This is a genomic window from Mesorhizobium sp. LSJC280B00 (assembly GCF_000502835.1).
In the GTDB taxonomy this organism is placed as follows: domain Bacteria; phylum Pseudomonadota; class Alphaproteobacteria; order Rhizobiales; family Rhizobiaceae; genus Mesorhizobium.
This window is the reverse complement of record NZ_AYVL01000008.1, coordinates 60,102-80,846: the sequence shown is the minus strand read 5'-3', so window position 1 is coordinate 80,846 and position 20,745 is coordinate 60,102. Positions and strand designations below refer to the sequence as shown.

Here is a 20,745-nt window from a genome sequence, read left to right as displayed (position 1 = left end):
GCTTTGGATTGGTGAAATTGTCAGGGAGTGGGTGTTAGCTCGCTGGCTTGCCATCAAAACGCTGGAGAACAGCGCGAGGGCAGGCAGGCAAGGGGCATCAAAGGGGTTTGATTGCATGAAAAACACTGTTCTCATGGCAGCGGCATTGATGGCGATGCTGTTCGGTTCGTCGTTCGAGAGCCGGGCGGCCAGCCTGGTCGCGAACATCGATATTTCCTCACAGACGATGACGGTAAGATACGGGCTTTCGTATTACCGGTGGAGCGTTTCCACCGCCCGCAAAGGCTACATCACGCCGCGCGGCAGCTATCGCCCACAGCGGACGGCCCGGATGTGGTATTCGCGCAAATACGACATGTCGCCGATGCCCTATTCGGTGTTCTTCCGCGGCGGCTATGCTATCCACGGCACCGGCGCGATCCGGCAATTGGGGCGCCCGGCATCGCATGGCTGTGTGCGCCTCCACCCCAGCAACGCCGCCGCGTTCTATTCGATGGTGCGCAAAGCCGGCTTCGGCAATACGCGGATTCTCGTGACGAATTAGGGCCTGCTCCTCGGCCCGCAATAAAAAACCCGCCGGAGCGGCGGGTTCGTCGGGGCCAAATAGCACCATACCGAAGTTAATAGCATAGCTGCCGGCACAAAGCAAGAACAAAATAGGGCCTGTGCCCAAAAAGATCGTTCCGCTCAGGCGGCTTTGTCGCGCACTGTCGCCGGCCGACGCTTTTTGCGGCCGCTGATCTCCCAGCGCTTGTGGAACCACATCCACTGGCCGGGGTCTTCTCGCACCCAGCGCTCGACCACGTCGTTGAGAAGCTGGGTGGTGGCGCGGACGTCGACACTGCCGCCGGCGGTGCGCGGCAAGGTGAGCTTGTCCTCGATCTCGAGCCGGAAACGGTTGTTCGGCAGGCGCACGCAGCGCGCCGGGTAGACATCGCAATCATAGTGCCGCGCCAGGGTGCCGAGAACCCGGTTGCTCTCGCAGGGGCGGCCGAAGAATGTCGTCTCGAGCCCGCCCGTGAATTTCTGGTCGACCAGCACGCCGATATTGCCGCCTTTCTCCAGGATGGCCGCAAGCGCGAACGAGGCACCGGTCGAAGACGGCAGCAGCGATCCCATGCTCGAGCGGCGGGTCGAGAGGATGTAGTCGGCGAGGTAAGGGTTGTTGGGCGGGCGAAAGAGCGCCGTGATGTTCATGCCGAAGGTCGCCGCCGCCACTGGCAGCAGCTCGAAATTGCCGAGATGCCCGGTGAAGACGATATGCGGCTTGTCCTCGCCGGCAATGCGCACGAAATGCTCCACGCCCTTGACCTCGACACGGCCCGGCTTCGTCGCAGTGGGATCGTAGTCGAACAAAGCATCGAGAAAGATGTATTCGGTGGCCAGGCGGGCCATGTTGCCCCACATGTCGGAAGCGATCGCCTCGATCTCGGCATCGCTCTTTTCCGGATAGGCCTTGCGCAGATTGTCCACAGCAACCTGATGGCGCGCTACCCAAGGGCCGATGCGGCGGGCAGCGCGGTCGGCGAAATTGAGCGCCCTGTCGGGCGGCAGCAGGCGCAGCGCGGAGATGATGATCATCGCGACGCGCGCGACCAGCCAGTAGTTGAACTGGCGAAGCCGCCTGCCATAGCGGAATCCCACGTCCCTGCGGATCTTCCTGAAGGCGTTGCCGATCATTTCAGCCGACGCGCAGGATGATCTTGCCGAAGACGTCGCGGCCTTCCATGCGCTTCAGCGCCGCATCGATTCCGTCGAAGCCAACCTCGGTGTCGATCACCGGCGCGACCAGGCCCGCCGCCATCTTCTGCATGGCGTCAGCCATGTTTTCCATGCGGCAGCCGAACGAGCCTAGCAGCTTCAGCTGCTGCTGGAACAACTGCATCAAATTGATCTGCGTCGACACGCCGGAGGTCGAGCCGCAGGTGACCAGCCGACCGCCGCGTTTGAGGCACAGCATCGAGGCGGCAAATGTGTCGGCGCCGACATGCTCGAACACCACGTCGACGCCCTTCTTCTTGGTCAGCTTGCGCACGACGCCTTCGAAGCGGTCGTCGCGGTAATTGATGACGTGGTCGGCGCCGAGCGCCTTGGCCTTGTCGATCTTGTCGTTCGAGCCGACGGTGGTGATGACCGTGCAGCCCATCTTCTTGGCCAGCTGAATCGCGGCGGAGCCGATGCCGGAGCCGCCGGCATGGACCAGTATCGTCTCGCCGGGCTGCAGCCGGGCATTGTCGAACAGCATGTGCTCGACCGTGCCGAAGGTGACAGGCGCCACCGCCGCGCCGATTTCGCTCACGCCGGGCGGAGCTGGGACCAGAAGGCGCGCCGGCAGGTTGATCTTTTCCTGCGCAAAGCCGTCGAGATGGAAGCCGTGCACGCCCGAAACATGCTCGCAGAGATTGTCGCGGCCTTCGCGGCAGGCGCGGCAAAGACCGCAGGTGCGGGCGCCATAGATCGACACCAATTGCCCGGTCACAAGGCTGGAAACGCCTGGGCCGACCGCCTCGACCTCGCCCGAGGCCTCGGCGCCGACAACCAGCGGCAGCTTGCGCTTGGCGAAGGCCATGCCGCGCCAGCCCCAGACATCGATATGGTTCAGCGCCACGGCCTTGATGCGCAGCGTCACCTCGCCGAGCAAAGGCGGCGGCGGCGGCGGCAGGTCCACCGTTTCAAGGCGGCGGTCCTCGATAAGTTGCAATGCGCGCATGGTGCCTGTCGGTTCAGTCTGGCTGAAAAAGGTCGCTTAGACCGGTTCCCGCGCCATGACAAGGCAGGTGTTCTGGCCGCCGAAGCCGAAGGAGTTCGACAGGACCGTGCCGACCTCGGCGTTGCGCTTGGTGTTCGGCACCACGTCGAGGACGATCGCCGGGTCGGGATTGTCGTAGTTGATGGTCGGCGGAATGACGCTTTCGCGCATCGTCATCAGCGAAAATGCTGCCTCGACAGCACCGGCAGCCGATAGGGTATGGCCGATCATCGACTTGTTCGACGAGACCGGCATTGACGAGATCCGCTCGCCGAACACCGTCGACAGCGACAAATGCTCCATCTTGTCGTTTTCGGGCGTCGAGGTGCCATGGGCGTTGACATAATCGATCCCGTCCTCGCTCAAGCCGGCATCGGCAAGAGCGGCGCGCACCGCCGCGATCGCCGGCGAACCGTCCGGCTTGGAGCGGGTGCGATGGAAGTCGTCGGCCTTTTCGCCGCAGCCGCGCAATATGCCGAGAACGGTGGCGCCGCGGGCAAGTGCTGCCTCCAGCGATTCCAGCACCAGGGCGCCCGAGCCTTCGGCGAGCACGAAGCCGTCGCGATCCTTGGAGAAGGGTTTTGAGGCCTTTTCAGGGATGTCGTTATGGGTGGAGAGCGCGGACAGAAGCGAGAAGCGGATCAGCGCCTCGGCGGTCGCCGAGCCGTCGGCGCCGATCGACAGCGCCCTGTCGCATTCGCCGCGGCGGATCGCCTCGACGCCGAGCTGGATCGCCGTGGCGCCCGAAGCGCAGGCTGTCGACAGCGTGATCGGCAGGCCGCGCGTGCCGAAACGGTCGGCAAGCCGGTCGGCAATCGAGCCGAACTGGGTGGTCTCGAAGATGTCGAGTTCCCTGAGGCCGCGCGCCACCCGCAGCAGCCTCTCGGCACCGGTGTCGTGCGTGTCGGAATTGTAGAGCGAAAAGCGCTCGCTCCAGTCGAGCTCGACCGGCGGCGAAGCGAGGAACAGCGGTCCGCCGAAATCGCCGGCATCGAGGCCTGCCTCCGACATCGCTTCCTGGGCGGCGGTTTCGGCAAGCTCATAGGTGAGGAGACTGGCGCCCTTGGAGCTCGACGGCAGGAAGTCGACCATGCCGGAGATGCGGGTGTTGAGATGATCGACCGGGAAGCGGGTGATCGGATGGATGCCGGATTTGCCCGATGTCAGCGCCGCCCAATTGTCGGCTTTGCCGACACCGAGCGACGTCACCACGCCGATGCCGGTGACGGCGACGATGGGCCTGCCCATGTGGTCGTTCAGATTGGCCATTTGTTGTCCAAAAACCTGTTTCTCTTGGAGCGTCGGATCGCCCGAAAACCGCGTCACACTTTTCGGTCCGATGCTCTAGGCGGCTTTGATCAGCGCCATGCCCTCGAATTGGTGATAGCCGATCGCCGTTGCAAGGACGGTCTTCGGGACACCGGCAAACGGTTTTTCGACTGTGGCGTCGAAGACAGGGTAAGCGGCCTTGCGGTCGACAGCCAGGGCCGCCAGCGCAACGGCAAAGGGGAACTGCGCTTCCTTCATGTGGCCGGTCAACGTCGAAAAGCCGCGTGCGGCGATCGCCGGATTGGCGTCGAGCGCCGATTTCTCGGCGGCGGTCGCGGCATGGGCGCCCGAAGCGCCGGAGATCGCGAGCAGCTCGCCATTCGGCAATGCGGCCTGCTTCAGCAGCGTGTCGATCTCGCCATCGAGTTCGCCCCGCCGGCGCCTGGCGCGGCCGGACAGGACCGGGCCGAGTTCCGCATAGATCTTCCGGCCACGGCTTTCCGCATGCTCGCGTTGCTCCAGGACGAGAAACGCGCCGCCGGATCCGGTCACCACGCCGCCGCCTTCGGCACCTTGCCTTTGCCAGACCGGCCGCCACGCCCCGCGATGCAGGTAGCCGGCCAGTTCATAGCCGAGCAGCATGTCGGAATGTTCGGTCTGGAAAGCGCCGCCGACCAGTATATGCGTCGACTGGCCGGAGCGGATGCGCGCGGCCGCCGTCTCGACAGCGGCAACGCCGGCACCTTCCTCGCCCATGAAGGTGCGCGACGATCCCGTCACCTTGTGGACGATCGAGATGTTGCCGGCGAGCAGGTTGGAGAGCTGTGCCAGAAACAGCGTGGGGCGCAATTCCGTGGTCAGCTTCTCGTTGAGCAGCACGTCGCGGTCATTGCGGCTTTCCGATGCTGCGAGAATGGCCGCGTCGACCGCCTCGTCGCGCTCGCCGCCGCCGGCGGCCACCACCATGTCCATGGTCGCGCAGAGTTCGTCATTGCCCTTGATGCCGGCATCGTCGAGCGCAAGGCCGGCCGCATAGGTGCCGAGCCTCTGCCAGGTCTCCATCTGCCGCTGGTCGCCACGCTTGGCGATCTGCAGGTTCCAGTCGATCTCCGGCAGCGGGTGGACCGTATAGGGCGAGAAGCGCGAGGCCTCCAGAACCGGTTCAAGGCGCGGCTGGACGAGCTTTTGCCAATGCGCATCCGGACCCTCGCCCAACGACGAGACAAGGCCGATGCCTGATATGACGACGTCGCGGGGGTTCATGGGCGGCTGTTGTGGGTGAGGGCGCGTCAAGCGCTGTGCTTAGATGGCGTTCTTGGCGGCGACGAGCGCGTCGATCTTGGCGCACAGGTTCTTCATGACGAAATAGTCGTCGGTCGAGGCCTTGCCGTCGTTGACCTCCTGCGTCCACTTTTCCAACGGCACCTTGATGCCGAATTCCTTGTCGATGGCAAAGACGATGTCGAGGAAGTCGAGGCTGTCTATGCCGAGATCGTCGATGGTGTGGCTTTCGGGCGTGATCGTCTCGATGTCGATCTCGCTGGTGTCGGCGATGATCTTGGCGACTTTGTCGAACGTGGTGGACAAGGGCTTTTCCTTCGATTGCGGGCGGAATCTGTCCGCATGTGTTTTGGGCTGTCTAATCGGTTTTTCCGGGCAGGAAAAGGCCTGATACGCCGGGCGCAGATGGGATTGCTGCCCAGGCAGAGCAAGATGAGATCGGAATCCAACCACGGCTTCTCGTGGCAGTGGCATTTCGGCAACACCTATCTCGCTCGACGCGAGGAGCGACCGGCCCGGTCAGAAGGTAACGCGGCCGAGCACGCGCAGTCCGTCGCCTTGCGGCTCGACGACCACGGCTTCGCCTTCGCGCGGCGAGATGCCGGTCAATTCCTTGATGTCTTCGAGATGCGTGACCATGACCAGATTGTCGGAGCCGGAATAGCCGCGGATCTCTGCCAGGATCGCAGCGATCTGAGCGGCCTTCTCCTTTTCGTCGGTCTTCAGCAGGTCAAGCGGTGCGAACGGCTCCGGCTCGCTTTCGAAAGCGATGCGGGCGGTCTCGAGGCAGCGGCAATAACGGCTGGACAGCACGCGCTCGACCGGTGCCGCGCGGGCGCCAAACAGCGCGCCGATCTTGCGCGCCTGTTGCTTGCCGCGCTCCGAGAGATTGACCTGGGTGGTGCATTTGCCGAGGTCGAAATTGGCCGCATCGGTGGTGCCTGTGACCATGGCATGGCGAAGCAGCACGACATGCCCGCCGTCGCGCAGCAGCGCCCAGCCGGCTTCCGTCGCATGGGCTGTGGCGGAAACGGCAAGCAACAGCAGCGCCAGCACAAATCGAAGCATCAGACATCCTTTTCGGGTGACCGGCAGGCAGGTCCCCGGTGACCGGCATATAGGGACGGCAAAGCCGGCTGAAAGACAAGCCGAGTGCAACCTGCGGCCGAGACGCCTATTTCTTCGCTATCTGCTTCTTCACCAGATCGATCTTGCGGTCGGTCAGCGGGATGGGGAGTGTATAGCCAGCATCGGTAAAGCCCTGCTTGGCGTTCTCGAAGAATTCGATCGCCTTTTGGTATTCGGCATTGCCACCGCCATAGCTGCCGCGGTTCCAGTGGACGTCGCCGAGATTGTTCTGCTCGAAGGCCCATTGCATCGGCTGGCTTTCGCGGGTGAAGACCTTGAGCGTTGCCTCGAAGGCGGCTTCGGCTTCGTCCAGATATTTGCCGGTGCGTTCGAGATTGCCTAGATTGATCAGGCTCATGCCGATGCCGTTCTGCGCGTTCGCCCAGTCGACGGGCGAGGTCTCGAAGGTCAGCACCTCCAGCGCTGCCCGGCGCGCGGCGATCGAAGCGGCCAGTTTGCGGGGATCGGCCTCGCTCATGCTCAGCCATTGCAGCGCCGAGCCTAGACCGGCCTGCGCCAGTGCCCATTGCCGCGGCGTCGTCTCGCGCTTGTATTCGCGAAGTGCATCGCGATAGGCCTCGATCGCCTCCTCGTAATGCACCGGCTTGTCGGTCACGCCGCCGAGCAGTTGCAGCGTGTTGCCGAGATTGTAGTGGGTCATCGCCCAGTCGAGCGGAAACTCCTTCTTGGTGTAGACGCGCCGTGCCGCCCGGTATGCGGCCGCCGATTGCTCAAGCCTGGCAGGATCGCGCGTGCGCTGGCCGAGCGTCTGGTAGATCGAGCCGAGATTGTTCTCCGCCGAAGCCCAATCCGTCGGAAAACGTTGGCGTGTGAATATGGTCAGCGCGTCGCCATAGGCGGCAGCCGCCTCTTCGAGCAGGCCGGTGCCGAGATCGAAACGGGCAGCACTGCTCAGCGCGTTACCCAGATTGAGACGGCTGCTCGCCCAGGAGAGCGGGAAGGTGTCGCGTGTGCGGATTTCGAGCGCGGCGCGGAATGCCGCGGCTGCCTCGTCGATTTTTGCCTTGTCGTTGCGTTGCGTGCCGAGAGACACCAGCGTGTTGCCGAGATTGTTCTGGACCATCGCCCACTGAACGGGCGCCTTTTCGCGCGTGTATTCTTCAAGCGCCAGCCGGTAGGCGGCCTCGGCCTCGGTCAGGCGCTCGCCGTCCGGTTCGCGCTCCGAAAGCGCGTAAAGCGCAAGGCCAAGGTTGCTTTGCGAGGCGGCCCAGTCCAGCGGGACTTTGTCGCGGGGCCGCTTCTCCAGCGTGGCGCGCATCGCCACCACCGCCTCATTCAGGCGTTTCGGGTCGCTCTCGCGTTCGCCGATCTTCAACAGCACATTGGCCAGGTTGTTCTGGGCCGCGGCCCAGTTGATGTCGTCCTTCTCGCGCTCGAACACGGCAAGCGAATCGCGAAAGATTTTCGCTGCCTCTTCCAGCCGGTCGGTTTCGCGCTCGCGCTCGCCGATCGTCTGCAGCACCACCGCCATGTTGTTGCGGGTGATCGCCCAGTCGCGGTTCTGCTCGCCATTGGGGATGAAGTTCAGGATGACGCGGTAGGCGTCGATAGCGTGCTGCAGCGCTTGCCTGTCGCCGGTGGCGTTGCCATGCGCGTTGAGCGCTTCCGCCTCCTGGTTCTTGTAGTTCCAGCGCAGCCTGTCGTCCCATCTCTCGACCAGCGAGAAGGCCTCGCCGTAGTCGTTGGCGGCCGACAGATAGTCGAAGACCAGCGCCGAAGCGTCGGCGCGCCTGGCATAGATCGCCGCGTCGGCAAGACGCTTCTGCCTGACCAGATCCTCTGCCCGATCGACCACGCCGCTGGCCTGCTCGACCCGGCCCACCGCCTGGTCGAGGAAGTTGCGCGCGGTGACGATGGCGCCCTGGCCGATCGCTTTGTCGGCCGAGGCGACGAGGCGGCTGATCTCGGGGTCGTCGGTGCGCAGCGCGTTGCGCTCGGAGATCATCTTCTTCAGGCGCTCGGCCTGCGCATCGAGCAGCTTTTGCAGGTCGGTGGGGTCCTCCGGCATCTTTTCGGTGCCGAGCGCCTTCAGCACGCCATAAAGCGCGTCGAGCGGCACGCCGTCCTGCAGCGAGGCCAGTTCGACCTGTGCCCGCTTGGGGTTCGGCAACTCGGCGATCGTCAGCAGCAATTGCCGCCGCTCGCCGGTGATCAGGTCGTCGTCGCCGGTCGGCTCCTGCGGTGCAACGCCGAAATAGAGCAGCCGGCGCAGGCTTTCATTGACCCATGGCCGCTGCCTTGCCTTGGTGTCGAGATAGACCTCCTCGGTCACCATGCGCATGACCGAGCCGAACTCGGTGCCCTTCATTGCCGCTAGGTGGCGCAGAAGTGCCGCTGCGTAGGGGCTGTTTTCGCCGACGATGCCGTCGAGTGCCGGCCGCCCCGGCTCGGCGGCAAAGCCGATCACCGTTCCCAGATTTTCCGTCGCGGTCGCGTTTGCCAGTGCCCTGGCACCGCGCACCGGCTCCAATCCGCCGGCGCTGATCGGGGAGGCCGAGGCCGTCGGCGCCCGGCGCAGCACCGCATCCGCCGGAAACGGGTTGGTGCGGCAGGCATCGAGCAAACATGATCGTTACCGGCACGGTCGTCTTCAATTCGTCCATGACGGCGGAGATCGGCACCAGGGCCTGATCGGCGTCCTTCAATGAAGAAACGTCGGCGTCGACCGGCACCAGATAGTTTTCGCCGCCGGCCTCGATGCCGTGGCCGGAATAGTAGATCAAGGCGACGTCGGCGTCCTCTGCATCCTCGGCGAAACGCTCGAGGTCGCGCTTCAGCTTTGCCGTGTCGCGGTCGGTTACACTGCGCGCGTCGAAGCCGAGGTCGGTCAGCATCTTGGCGATGTCGCGGGCGTCGTTGGCGGGGTTGGGAAGAGCCGCTATGTGCTGGTATTTCGACTGGCCGACAATCAGCGCCACGCCCTTGAGGCTCGCCGGCTCCGCGGCATGAGCCGAGGTCACCACGAGGCAAAGCATGGCGCCGACGAAAGCCGTCAGCCACGCCTGCTTGAAGAAGTGCTGATTTCCGACAAGGCCCATTCGCCGCGTGTCCCCCGACAACCCTGTATAGCGCTGGCATCCAACCATGAGCAAATTCGGGCAAGATCCGAGCGGCCGGATTGTTGGCCGGTACATTCGCGAGGGAAGGGCGATTGCGCCGCCGCCGGGGCTCGCCTATCACGGGAAAAATGTCTCCGCTTACCGAAACCGTCCTCTTCGTCTTCAGTCTCGTCGGCCTCGGCTATCTTGCCGGGTTCACCGGTTATTTGAAGCCGGCGAGCGGCGAGGGCGTATCCGAATTCGCCATCAACGTGGCAATGCCGCTTTTGCTGTTCCAGACCATGGTAAAGGCTGATTTCCACGGCGTGGCGCCGTGGTCGCTGTGGGGCGCTTATTTCGCGGCGGTCGCGCTCACCTGGGCCACCGGCCATCTGGTCATTACGCGCATTTTCGGACGAGACGCCCGCGCCGGCGTCGTCGGCGGCGTATCGTCGTCCTACTCCAACGTTGTCCTGCTCGGCGCGCCCTTCATCATCGGCGTGTTCGGGCCGGCCGGGTTCGAAGTGCTGTCACTGCTCGTCTCCATTCACCTGCCGGTGATGATGATGGCCTCGATCATCCTGTTCGAGATGTTCGGCCGCGGCGGCAGCGAGCCTGTGCATCCGCTCCGCGTCGTCAGGAGCTTTCTCAGGAGGGTATTCATCAATCCGCTGATCATCGGCATACTGGCCGGGCTGGCGTGGCGCTTCACCGGTGCGCCGCTGCCGGTGCTTGCGACGCGGCTGAGCGACGCGCTGGCCGGCACGGCCGCCCCGGTGGCGCTGTTCGCCATGGGGCTCAGCCTGCGCCGTTTCGGCATTTCCGGCAATGTAAGGCCGGCGCTGGCGCTGTCGGCGCTGAAACTGTTCCTAATGCCGGCGCTGGTTCTCGGCCTGGTCTGGCTGATCGGCCTGCCGCCATTGACGGCCAAGGTGGCGGTCATGGTTGCGGCGTTGCCGTCCGGCATCAATTCCTATCTCATCGCGGTGCAGTTCAACACCGGCCAGGCGCTGGCGTCGAACCAGATGACCATCGCCACCGCCTGTGCGGTCGTGACCACTGCGTTTTGGCTGACCGTGGTCGTCCATGTTTTTGGATAAGAGCCCGGGTTTTTGGATAAGAACCCGGCTGCATCGCTCTCGCTTTGGCTGGCCCAAACCCTATATGCCATCTTGTGATTGCTTGCGGGGCTTGCCCTGGGCTAAGAGCAGTGGCTCTAGCGATGCTATCGCGCACGTCCATTCACGAAATCAGCGACCGGCCCGCCAGGTGCCGAACGGAGGCGAGATCATGCTTCAGAAAACCAGCCATTTCATGCGGCAGGCCAATCTCATCAATGGCGAATGGGTGCAGGCCGATTCAGGCCAGACGGTCGACGTCAACAATCCTGCCACCGGCCTCAAGATCGGCACCGTGCCGAAGTCGGGCAAGGCCGAGACCCGCCGCGCCATCGAGGCCGCCGACGCTGCCTTCAAGACATGGCGCAAGACCACCGCGCTCGAACGCTCGAAGCTGTTGCGCAAGCTGCACGACGCGATGATGGACAATCAGGACGTGCTGGCCGAACTACTAACCATCGAGCAGGGCAAGTCGCTGTTCGAATCGAAGGGCGAGATCGGCTCGGCCGCGTCCTACATATTGTGGTTCGCCGAAGAAGGCCGCCGCACTTATGGCGACGTCGTGCCGTCGCCCTGGGCGGACCGCCGTATCCTGGTGACCAAGGAACCGGTCGGCGTCATCGCCGCTATTACGCCATGGAATTTCCCGTCCTCGATGCTGGCCCGCAAGCTCGGTCCGGCGCTTGCCGCCGGCTGTACCGCCGTGGTTAAGCCGGCGTCGCAGACGCCTTACTCCGGTCTTGCCTGGGGCGCGCTTGCCGAGGAAGTCGGCTTCCCCAAAGGCGTGATCAATATCCTGACCGGCGCCGCCGGTGAGATCGGCGACGAGATCTGTGCCAACCCGCTGGTCAAGAAGATCACCTTCACCGGCTCGACCGAGGTCGGCAAGATCCTGATCCAGAAGTCGTCGGTGACCGTCAAGAAAGTGTCGATGGAGCTCGGTGGCAATGCGCCGTTCATCGTCTTCGACGACGCCGACATCGAGCGGGCCGTCGCTGGCGCCATCACCGCCAAGTACCGCAATTCCGGCCAGACCTGCGTCTGCACCAACCGCTTCCTGGTGCAGGCCGGCATCTATGACCAGTTCGTCGAAAAGTTGGCTGCCGCGAGCGACGGACTGAAGGTCGGTTCCGGCCTCGAAGACGGCGTCCAGCAGGGGCCGCTGATCGACGAAAAGGCGGTGGAGAAGGTCGAGGAGCTGATTGCCGACGCTACCGCCAAGGGCGGCAAGGTCGTCGCCGGCGGCAAGCGCCACGCGCTCGGCGGCTCGTTCTTCCAGCCGACGGTGATCGCCAATGCGACGCCGAAGATGCGCTTCATGAAGGAAGAAATCTTCGGCCCGGTGGCGCCGGTGTTCAAGTTCGAGACCGAGGAAGAGGCCGTGGCACTCGCCAACGACACCGAGTTCGGCCTGGCCTGCTACTTCTACACCGGCGATCTCGGCCGCGCCTTCCGGGTCATGGAAGGACTCAAATACGGCATGGTCGGCGTCAATGAAGGGCTCATCACCACACCTGAGGCGCCGTTCGGCGGCGTCAAGGAATCGGGCCTCGGCAAGGAAGGCGGCCATCAGGGCATCGAGGACTATCTCGACACCAAATATGTCTGCATCGGCGGACTTGGTCTCTAGAAGCCTCATGCGGTAATACCGAAAAAGACCCTGAGCCGCTTCGGAAAAGGCCAGGCTGGCATCGATCAATGAACTTGCGGGCATGGCGATGAAGGACGGCGAGGTTTTCGGCACGACGCAGGCGGGCGAGGAAGTCCGCCGTTTCACCATTCGTGGCGGCGGCCTTACCGCCAACATCATCGGCCTGGGTGCGATCATCCAGGATCTGCACCTGGCCGGGCACGAGGCGCCATTGGTGCTCGGCTATGATCGTTTCGAGCACTATGAGACGGACACCGCCTTCTTCGGCACTGTCGTCGGGCGCTATGCCAACCGTATCCGCGACGGCCGCTTCACGCTTGCCGGCAAACGCTACCAGACCGAGCGCAATTTCCTCGAAAAGCACACGCTGCATGGCGGTTCGCAAGGTTTTTCGCGCCGTGCCTGGGCGGTTTCGCTGCATGGCAGGGATTTTGTCACGCTGACCCTGCACGACCCCGACGGCATGATGGGCTTTCCCGGCGCGCTCGACGTGACCTGCACCTACCGGCTCAAGATCCCCGGCACGCTCAGCGTCGAACTGACCGCCACCTGCGAGGAGCCGACGCTCTGCAACCTCACGCAGCATTCCTATTTCAACCTGGATGACGGCGGCACCGGCGACATTCTCGACCACCGGCTGATGCTGAATGCCGGCGCCTATCTGCCGGTCGACGCGGATCTGATCCCGACAGGCACGGTCAAGCCGGTCGACGGCACCCCCTTCGATTTTCGCCAGGCGCGGCCGCTGCGCATGGAGACCGAGGGCGAGCAACTCCCCTACGACCAGAATTTCTGCCTCGCTTCGACGCGCGGGCCGCTGAAGCAGGCATCATGGGCGCAAGGCGCGAATTCCGGCGTCGAGATGGAGCTCTGGACGACCGAGCCGGGCGTCCAGCTCTATACCGGCCAGTATCTGGCACCGTCCTCGCCTGGACTGGGCGGACGCCAGTACAAGGCGTTTTCAGGCTTCTGCCTGGAGCCGCAAATCTGGCCGGATGCGCCGAACCGGCCGTATTTCCCGCAAGCCACGCTGTGGCCGGGCCAGATCTATCATCACGTGACCGAATACCGGTTCAGGCTGCCTTAGGGCATGACCCCCGGAAACCGGCATGGTTTTGCTGCGCTGACCTCCGGTTCGGAAAGGATCATGCAAAATTCAAAGTGTTATAGCGTCCTTTGCGCGTCCAATGACGCGCGGCGCTCTGGAGTCAAAACGCAATCACTCTGAACGACCGACTTCGAACCCTCTCGGACCTTTGACGCCGAGAGCCCTGACGACGCAAGTTGACCCGTTGAAGACGTTCATCCGCACCCGGTCGAAAGTCAGGAACGGCTGACGAGCGGTCATTCACCGCGCGGCCAACGGCGCGTTCTGGCTCCGACGCTTCCATGGGTGTAGGGTTGTGCCATAAAGAGGCGCATATGGCGGTTCCCCCTCTCAATCGGAAGCTGCTGGCGATCCTGGCGGCCGATATGGTTGGCTACTCGAAGGCGATGGAGGCCGATGAGGCCGGAACCATTGAGCGATTGAAAACCGTTCGTTCCGAGGTGTTCGACCCCGCCATCTCCCAGCACCATGGCCGCGTCGTCAAGTTGATGGGCGATGGCGCGCTTGTCGCCTTCGAAAGCGTGGTCGACGCAGTCGCCTGCGCAGCGGAAATCCAAAGCGCGGCGGCCGCGCGCAATGAAGGTCTGCCAGAGCCTGAGCGCATCGTGTTCCGCATCGGGGTCAATCTGGGCGACGTTGCGCTGGTTGACGGCGATGTCTATGGCGACGGCGTCAATGTCGCCGCGCGGTTGCAGCAACTCGCTGAGCCGGGCGGCGTGATCGTATCGGGCACGGCCTTTGACCATCTGCAGGGCAAGCTTGATTTGCCCCTCGATTTCGCCGGCGAGCAGCAGGTCAAGAACATCAGCCGCCCCGTGCGGATGTACCGACTGAGGCTCGATGGCAAGCGGGTGCGTTGGACCTTACGCAAGGCGATGCCGCGCTGGACCAGGACGACTGCAGCGGCCATCGTCGTGCTGGCTCTGGCGGGTGGAGGGACCTGGTGGTTCTTTCAGCCCGCGCCGCTGGGGGCCAAGCCATCGGTCGCGGTGCTGCCCTTCAATAATTATGGCGGCGACGAGGCCACCGGGCGTTTGGCCGATGGCTTGACTGAGGATATCATAGCCGACCTCGCGCGGTTTCCCGAACTTAAGGTCGTGGCCCGGAATTCGACGGAAGTTTACAAAGGCAAGCCGGTGGATGCCCGCCAGGTAGCAAGTGCGCTCCATGTCGGCTTCGTACTAGAAGGCTCTATCCAGCGGCAAAATGGGCGGGTGCGGGTCACCGCGCAGTTGATCGATGCACAAACCGGCAACCATCTTTGGTCGGATCGTTGGGACCGGCCTGCTGAGGACGTTTTCGCCGTCCAGACCGAGATCGCAGAGCAAGTCACCAACCGTCTGGGCGGCGGCGTAGGGTTGATTCAGGCGGCCGGGCGGGCCGCGGCCAAACGTAAACGACCTGAAAACCTGAATGCTTATGATTATTATCTGCTCGGGACCGAGAAGATTGAAAAGATCACCATAGCGGATGAGGAGGAGGCCATCGCGCTTCTCAACCGCGCCGTTGAGCTGGACCCCGGGCTGGCCCGGGCCTGGGTAGAACTTTATCATGCTCATGGTATATTGGCTGGCTTCGGTATCAATCCCGAGAGCGAGATCAAGGCGGCTGCCGATGTGGCCGAACGCGCGGTGCGGCTCGATCCAAGTGACGCTGAGGCACACGCCGTGTTTGGTATGAGCCTCAGCCAGAAGGGCGACAACGCCCGCGCCAAGGCTGAGCTGGACACGGCCCTTCGTCTAGCTCCCGGTTCGTCCGAAATCCTGACATTCTATACCGGCTTTGCGGCACGCTTCAATGAACCCGAACGCGGCGCTCAGATGGTCGACCAAGTAATGCGGCTCGACCCGAACTACCCGATGTGGACGTCCAACTTCTTCGCCCCTGCCTATTTTATGGCCGGCCGATATGAGGACGCGTTGAAGATGCTGGAGCGCATGACGCCTAACAACTACGACAAGTGGAAGTGGGTGGTGCTTAGCAGCTCCCTTGCGGCTCTGGGTCGAATGGATGAGGCGAATGCTTCGGTTAGGGAAACTCTCAAGCAGTACCCGGACCTGACCGTCGAGAGCATGATTAATGAAGTGGGCTTGAGCACTAAAGAGCGCAGCCGGTTTATTGAAACAATGCCGCTCGCCGGCTTTCCGGCTTGCGCCAAGCCCGAGGCGCTGGCGAAACTCGCCAAACCTGTGCGATTGTCGGAATGCGAGGCGGGGGAGGCGAAGCCTCTCGGGCAGCCATAGAACACCCCTGTGCAAAGAAAGGCGAGGGTCGCTGCTCGCCAGCGCGCGAACGGCGCGCGTTGCCAGGAACGACCGCTGTGCATCGAAAGCGACAGTTCACTGGCCAAACGATGAATGGCGGCAAGTGGCGCTTAAATTTGGATCCTTATCGGCTGCCGGAGAGCCAATCGCTCTCGAGTGCAGGCACTCCAGTGGAGTCCAGACGTTGGATTGGACCCTCGACCTCTACAAAAGCTCACTGAGCTTCGGGTCGGGCTACGACGGCATTCCGAAGCGATCGCTTCGGCGAGAAGTCGTCGTTCTCAATCGGGCGAAGGGGGAGACATCGGCGAAGACGGCATAAGGGAGGATGGGCCAGACCGAGCCGACGGAAAGGTCGTAGCCATTGGAGCGCATAGCGCCTGGCCGGGAGGCCGCCGCCAGCCAGACTTACGCGGCGCGTCGTTGAGCGAGGTGGAGACCCGAACGGGCTCGACGAGGGTCCACGGCGGTCACAATGTGGTGGTGGTGATCGCAGTAGACGCGATCCGGCGAAGTTGGCCCAGCACAAAAACGATAGCCGCCGGGTACTGACGGGTCTTCGCTCACCGGGAAGCGGCACTGATAGAGGCCTAGCTGAATGAGAGGGACGTCTCTCGAAGTTAGTCTGATATTTTCAGGCATGATGGTTTCCTAGTTCACAGCAATTGCCGGCTGACGGCCGCAGTGCGACCCGTCGGGGCGAGCTTCTCTCGTTTGGGAGGGCTACGGACCATATGGTGTTGGTAGCACCGTCAATGAAGCCCGACGCCCTGCTTCTGAAGCCAATAGTTTGCGACTTAAGGCCACACCCGCGAACGCATTGGCAATCTACCATCGTGTCCCCAAGGCACCCGCCCGCCGGTGTTTGTCGGCGGCGGGGCACTGGCTTGTGGCCCCCTATGAGACGCGCTCTGCCGACACCCTCGTTCACAGTCCGGACCACCTCATGCCGGGCCGCTCTAGCCGCCAAAACCCAAATCACTCTAAGACGACCGAGTTCCGACCCTTGCAGTCGATCAGTTGCGAGCGTCGCATGACGCGATCTGACCCTGAGCTGCCCTTCGTCAGCCCATTTTACCCCCGATAGCCGACATTCGCGGCACTCGGCACTGACGCCTTGCTGACCTTCTCCAAGACGAGCCCCAAGCGCAAGTCGTGGCCCCAGTGGGGACAATCGACAGGCGCGATCACCCTATGTAGCTGCTTGGCGATCGAGCCTCGAAGTCAACCTGATAGACTTTTGAAATGGGCGGCATAAAATTCGCTCTTCTGCTTTCAATGAAAGCAACGCGAAATGGCCGAAGAACGCGCCCAACGCCGCCTTGCCGCCATATTGGCTGCCGACGTGGTGGGCTACAGTCGACTTCTGGACCTGGACGAGCAAGGAACGTTGGCCGCTTTAAGGAGGAGGAGGAAGGAAATCCTCGAACCACTCGTCCGCGACCGTCATGGCCGTATTGTGAAAGTGATGGGTGATGGCGTTCTGGTCGAGTTCGGAAGCGCGGTGAACGCCGTGTCATGCGCCGTGGACCTTCAGAAGCGGATGGCGGCCGCAAACGAGGGTGTGACCGCCGACCGGAGAATCTACCTGCATATCGGCATCAATCTGGGCGATGTCGTTGTCGAGGACGGCGATCTGTTCGGCGACGGCGTCATTGTCGCAGTGCGGCTCCAGGCAATGGCCGGGGCAGGAGATGTCTGTGTGTCCGGCAGCGTCTACGACCAAGTCAAGCGGAAGCTCGATTGCGGCTTCGACGAACTTGGTCCGCAAGCGATCAAGAACGTCACCGAACCGGTGTCTGTCTACCGGATCCGGCTGTCGACCGCATCGGACGATGGCGGGCTCGCGGAGAAAGCGCCTCTGCAGCTCCCCGCCAAGCCCTCCATTGCCGTCCTCCCCTTTACGAACATGAGCAATGATCCGGAGCAGGAGGCATTTGTCGATGGCCTCACCGAAGACTTGATCACGGATCTGTCGAGGACAAGCGAGTTGTTCGTCATCGCCAGCAACTCGGCATTTGCATACAAAGGCAGGCACGTGGATGTGCGTCGCATCGCGCGAGAACTGGGAGTTCGCCATCTTCTTGAAGGTAGTGCACGGCGGGCCGCTGGACGGGTGCGTATCAACGCCCAACTGATCGACGCGATCGCGGGTGACCACCTTTGGGCCGAAAGATTCGACCGGAGCCTAGAAGATATCTTCGCCGTTCAGGACGAGGTGACCGGCAAGATTGTCGAGGCTCTGGTTGGCCGCCTGATCGCCGCGCCGGCGCGCAACAGACCGAGCAACCTGGAGGCCTATGATCTCTGTGTGCGTGCCCGGGCCCTTGGCCTGCAAACGGCGCTCACCGCGAAAGAGGCCATTTTGCTGCTGAACCGGGCAATCGCGCTCGACCCGGAATACGCGGAGGCGCACCGTTGGCTGGCACTCAACCTCTGGCTGGGCTGGGAGTTCTGGGACGAACCGATGGACCCCAACCGCGCAAGAGCGCTCGCCGAAGCACAGCTGGCGGTCGAACTCGACCCGAACGACGCCGGGAACAGATGGGTATTGGGCGTCATACTGGGACATGAGAGTCGCTGGGTGGAATCGGATGCCGAATTCGATGCTGCCCACGAGCTGGACCCCAACCACGCCGACGCTTGGGCAATGCAGGCCGAGTTGACGACGGAAAAGGGCCGACCTGCCGAAGCCATAGAGCAGGTCCGCAGGGCACTGCGACTCAACCCTCACCCGCCCGGTTGGTATTACTGGATGTTGGGCCAGGCCCAATATGCCATGGGCGACTACGAATCCGCGATCCAAACGCTGCGCAGGTCCGAAACCTATCGCACGACTTCACGACGCCTGCTTGCAGCAAGCCTTGCGCAACTTGGCCGTTTGGAGGAAGCGCGCTGGGAGGCGAAAATGTTCATGATAAGCAATCCGCACTTCACTATCCGGCACTGGTCGGATTCGCAGCCATTCCCAGCCGAAGACGTGCGCCGGCATATCGTGGAAGGTTATCGCATGGCGGGGCTGCCAGAATGACTGTCATTGGTTATACCTTCGGCCTGCTGTCGACAGGCGTCCCAAGGCTGCCGCAGCGAATATTTTGGTCTTCTGACGGAACGAAATTCGCCATATCGTGCGTTTGTTTCGCCTCATGGTGTGCTTGAACATGGCCAGTGAAGACTTTCGGCACCGGATAGCGCGACGCGAGGACCTCGCCTTCATGATTGCGCTCATGGATGCAGCGATCTCCGAACTCCAGAAACCGTTTCTCGACGATGAACAGATCCGATCCAGCCGCGCAATCATGGGGCTGGACACGCAGCTTGTCGATGATGGCACCTATTTCGTCGTGGAGCACGACGGCGTCCTGGCAGGGTGCGGTGGCTGGAGCCGGCGCACGACCATGTATGGTGGTGATCAGTCACCGGGACGCAACGCGGCACTGCTTGATCCAGCCACGGACGCGGCGCGTATCAGAGCCATGTATACGCATCCGGATTTTGTCCGGCGAGGCGTCGGCCGCCTTATCCTTTCGCTGTGTGAACGTGCCGCTAAGGCTGAGGGCTTCCGCCGTGCCGATCTGGCAGCCACGATGGCAGGAGAGCCGCTCTATCGAGCCTGCGGCTACCAACCCGCCGAGAAATTCGTCGATGACCGTGGCGGCGCTCCGGTTCCGATCCTGATGATGAGCAAGACGCTCTGAGCTACGCTCAAAGGCCACTCGCTCGCGGCCGGCACTCGCTCCGGCCAGTATGGCAGGAGGAGGATGCTGGAGATTGAACCAGGCCATCTCGAACGAAACAGGACTTCGCCTGTACTTCCGCTCCATGGTCGAGTCGCGACCGACGTGGAGGTTTTCGCGAACGTCTCGAGATGGCGCACGTGGTAGGGTGGCGCGTTGAGTTTAACCGGATCAAACGACCATCCGCTTCGGGTCCGCATCAGGTCGTAGCGAGAACGACCGCAATGGTGAAGCGCCATGATTGTCAGCAAATGGCGCTCTGTGCTCATTCCCGCCGACTAATTCAAACGGCAAGTTCCGCCCATCTGGGCCATTGGCGGCAGCCAGTCTGATTGAGTTTTGACCCTAATCCTCAAACGCCGCCCTCAGCGTTTCGAACGTCGCAAACACGCACAATGCAGCGCCCTCGGGATTCTTGGTCGGTGGCAGAGCTTCAGCTATCTGGCGGGTTATCTCAGAACCGGCTGGAGCGTTCTTTCGGCTGAGGCGACTTCAAGCCGTGACAGGAGCATTCTGGATCAGCGGGAAGTCGCGCGGCGGTCTCCAGCGCGACCCGCGAGGCTGTCATGGAGAGACTGGGCAGCACGTCCTCCTGCAGCAATTTCTGGCGATTGCGATCCATATAGTCGTTGAAGCCTGCCGTCACGAACGCGCAAGGCACGAAACACGCGCCGATCTCGCGCGACAAGGTCGCCTCAGGGGCGATGGAATGGTTGAGTACATCCGCCCCCATGCCCCGATATGCCAAGGCTTCGGCAGGCGTTGTCAGCCGGGGCCCATAACAATGGGCAGCCACCAACTGCTGTTCGATGCCATAAACGCGGCATTCGGCTGGCCAATGACGGCGGGCCGTTTCGACCAGAACCGCCGCACATCTTGGACACACGATTTGCTTGCCCGAACAGTCAAAGCTCTGACGGTCAGGAAGCAGTGAAAACGGGGTCTGCGTCAGTTCAATGATATCGGCGGTCACCACCATGTCGCCCGGCTGGATCGCCTTGTTGACGGCGCCTACAGTCGAGCAGGCGAGAACTTGCCGTACACCCGCCCGCATCAATACCCAGAACGCGCGGCGATGGCAGGAATGGTCGATACGGTCGCGGGGATTGCCGTGCGAATACATGCACAGCGCGCGTTTTGCTCTCCCTTCCGCTGTGATCGACGCATCGAACTCGAGCAGCTTCCAGTTGTCGGTGCGACCGAAAGGTGTTTCAAAACTCATGTCGCGCCGCAAGGTGCGCACACCATCGAATTCGACATCTTCCGGGAAGGCAAGCCCCCAGTTTGCCGACCCGGTGATGATGGCCAACCCTACCTGAGGGATGTCCGTCGAATGATCCGTCAGATCGTCGGCTGCATGATAATTGGTGGGCATGTTTCC

At 62.7% G+C, this 20,745-nt stretch carries 15 protein-coding genes and 1 pseudogene; 7 read left to right on the top strand and 9 right to left on the bottom strand.

Annotated elements, in window-relative coordinates:
- The first annotated feature begins 115 nt into the window (after window positions 1-115).
- A complete protein-coding gene (locus tag X773_RS52770; RefSeq protein ID WP_023676467.1) occupies window positions 116-544 on the top strand; it encodes a L,D-transpeptidase in 429 nt (142 codons plus the stop codon).
- Window positions 545-687: 143 nt separating this feature from the next.
- Here the strand turns inward: X773_RS52770 and X773_RS52765 are convergent, their stop codons facing one another.
- The 8 genes and pseudogenes from X773_RS52765 to X773_RS79275 form a co-directional block, all read right to left on the bottom strand.
- Window positions 688-1,680, bottom strand: a complete 993-nt coding sequence (locus X773_RS52765) for a lipid A biosynthesis lauroyl acyltransferase (protein ID WP_031211715.1) — start codon at window positions 1,678-1,680, stop codon at window positions 688-690.
- Window position 1,681: 1 nt separating this feature from the next.
- A complete protein-coding gene (locus X773_RS52760; RefSeq protein WP_023676465.1) occupies window positions 1,682-2,710 on the bottom strand; it encodes a zinc-binding dehydrogenase in 1,029 nt (342 codons plus the stop codon).
- Window positions 2,711-2,746: 36 nt separating this feature from the next.
- On the bottom strand, window positions 2,747-4,018 hold the full coding sequence (locus X773_RS52755) for a beta-ketoacyl-ACP synthase (protein WP_023676464.1): 1,272 nt from the start codon (window positions 4,016-4,018) through the stop codon (window positions 2,747-2,749).
- A 75-nt stretch (window positions 4,019-4,093) separates the two neighbouring features.
- The gene (locus X773_RS52750; protein ID WP_023676463.1) at window positions 4,094-5,281 is read right to left on the bottom strand and encodes a beta-ketoacyl-ACP synthase; all 1,188 of its coding nucleotides are present in this window, start codon (window positions 5,279-5,281) and stop codon (window positions 4,094-4,096) included.
- A gap of 39 nt (window positions 5,282-5,320) precedes the next feature.
- Window positions 5,321-5,605: an acyl carrier protein gene (locus X773_RS52745; protein WP_023676462.1), complete on the bottom strand. Its 285-nt coding sequence runs from the start codon at window positions 5,603-5,605 to the stop codon at window positions 5,321-5,323.
- A gap of 213 nt (window positions 5,606-5,818) precedes the next feature.
- On the bottom strand, window positions 5,819-6,367 hold the full coding sequence (locus X773_RS52740; protein ID WP_023676461.1) for a histidine phosphatase family protein: 549 nt from the start codon (window positions 6,365-6,367) through the stop codon (window positions 5,819-5,821).
- 106 nt (window positions 6,368-6,473) lie between these two features.
- Window positions 6,474-8,969, bottom strand: a complete 2,496-nt coding sequence (locus X773_RS79280) for a caspase family protein (RefSeq protein WP_348625926.1) — start codon at window positions 8,967-8,969, stop codon at window positions 6,474-6,476.
- Window positions 8,970-9,075: 106 nt separating this feature from the next.
- Window positions 9,076-9,423 (bottom strand): annotated as a pseudogene (locus tag X773_RS79275) (caspase family protein); the annotation flags it as partial.
- A gap of 212 nt (window positions 9,424-9,635) precedes the next feature.
- Between X773_RS79275 and X773_RS52730 the strand changes: the two are divergent.
- The 6 genes from X773_RS52730 (at window position 9,636) to X773_RS52705 (ending at window position 19,325) form a co-directional block, all read left to right on the top strand.
- On the top strand, window positions 9,636-10,586 hold the full coding sequence (locus X773_RS52730; protein ID WP_023676460.1) for an AEC family transporter: 951 nt from the start codon (window positions 9,636-9,638) through the stop codon (window positions 10,584-10,586).
- Between the two features lie 190 nt (window positions 10,587-10,776).
- Window positions 10,777-12,234: an NAD-dependent succinate-semialdehyde dehydrogenase gene (locus X773_RS52725; RefSeq protein WP_023676459.1), complete on the top strand. Its 1,458-nt coding sequence runs from the start codon at window positions 10,777-10,779 to the stop codon at window positions 12,232-12,234.
- Window positions 12,235-12,316: 82 nt separating this feature from the next.
- Entirely contained in the window at window positions 12,317-13,342 is a 1,026-nt protein-coding gene (locus X773_RS52720; protein WP_023676458.1) for an aldose epimerase family protein, read from the top strand.
- Window positions 13,343-13,677: 335 nt separating this feature from the next.
- Entirely contained in the window at window positions 13,678-15,606 is a 1,929-nt protein-coding gene (locus tag X773_RS52715; RefSeq protein WP_023676457.1) for an adenylate/guanylate cyclase domain-containing protein, read from the top strand.
- A gap of 1,315 nt (window positions 15,607-16,921) precedes the next feature.
- Window positions 16,922-18,658 (top strand): adenylate/guanylate cyclase domain-containing protein, encoded by a 1,737-nt coding sequence (locus tag X773_RS52710; protein ID WP_023676456.1) that lies wholly within the window; start codon window positions 16,922-16,924, stop codon window positions 18,656-18,658.
- A 184-nt stretch (window positions 18,659-18,842) separates the two neighbouring features.
- On the top strand, window positions 18,843-19,325 hold the full coding sequence (locus tag X773_RS52705) for a GNAT family N-acetyltransferase (protein WP_245274688.1): 483 nt from the start codon (window positions 18,843-18,845) through the stop codon (window positions 19,323-19,325).
- A gap of 493 nt (window positions 19,326-19,818) precedes the next feature.
- Here X773_RS52705 and X773_RS52700 read toward each other — a convergent pair whose 3' ends face one another.
- Complete coding sequence (locus tag X773_RS52700; RefSeq protein ID WP_023676454.1) at window positions 19,819-20,739, bottom strand: 5'-methylthioadenosine phosphorylase; 921 nt, start codon at window positions 20,737-20,739, stop codon at window positions 19,819-19,821.
- Window positions 20,740-20,745: the final 6 nt, after the last annotated feature.

Excerpts from the sequence above, each read along its gene's own strand:
- X773_RS52725 (WP_023676459.1), top strand. The coding sequence starts at position 10,777 with ATGCTTCAGAAAACCAGCCATTTCATGCGGCAGGCCAATCTCATCAAT.
- X773_RS52705 (WP_245274688.1), top strand. The coding sequence starts at position 18,843 with ATGATTGCGCTCATGGATGCAGCGATCTCCGAACTCCAGAAACCGTTT.
- X773_RS52720 (WP_023676458.1), top strand. The coding sequence starts at position 12,317 with ATGGCGATGAAGGACGGCGAGGTTTTCGGCACGACGCAGGCGGGCGAG.
- X773_RS52730 (WP_023676460.1), top strand. The coding sequence starts at position 9,636 with ATGTCTCCGCTTACCGAAACCGTCCTCTTCGTCTTCAGTCTCGTCGGC.
- X773_RS52770 (WP_023676467.1), top strand. The coding sequence starts at position 116 with ATGAAAAACACTGTTCTCATGGCAGCGGCATTGATGGCGATGCTGTTC.
- X773_RS52700 (WP_023676454.1), bottom strand. The coding sequence starts at position 20,739 with ATGCCCACCAATTATCATGCAGCCGACGATCTGACGGATCATTCGACG.
- X773_RS52750 (WP_023676463.1), bottom strand. The coding sequence starts at position 5,281 with ATGAACCCCCGCGACGTCGTCATATCAGGCATCGGCCTTGTCTCGTCG.
- X773_RS52755 (WP_023676464.1), bottom strand. The coding sequence starts at position 4,018 with ATGGCCAATCTGAACGACCACATGGGCAGGCCCATCGTCGCCGTCACC.
- X773_RS52715 (WP_023676457.1), top strand. The coding sequence starts at position 13,678 with ATGGCGGTTCCCCCTCTCAATCGGAAGCTGCTGGCGATCCTGGCGGCC.
- X773_RS52765 (WP_031211715.1), bottom strand. The coding sequence starts at position 1,680 with ATGATCGGCAACGCCTTCAGGAAGATCCGCAGGGACGTGGGATTCCGC.
- X773_RS52740 (WP_023676461.1), bottom strand. The coding sequence starts at position 6,367 with ATGCTTCGATTTGTGCTGGCGCTGCTGTTGCTTGCCGTTTCCGCCACA.
- X773_RS52710 (WP_023676456.1), top strand. The coding sequence starts at position 16,922 with ATGGCCGAAGAACGCGCCCAACGCCGCCTTGCCGCCATATTGGCTGCC.
- X773_RS52760 (WP_023676465.1), bottom strand. The coding sequence starts at position 2,710 with ATGCGCGCATTGCAACTTATCGAGGACCGCCGCCTTGAAACGGTGGAC.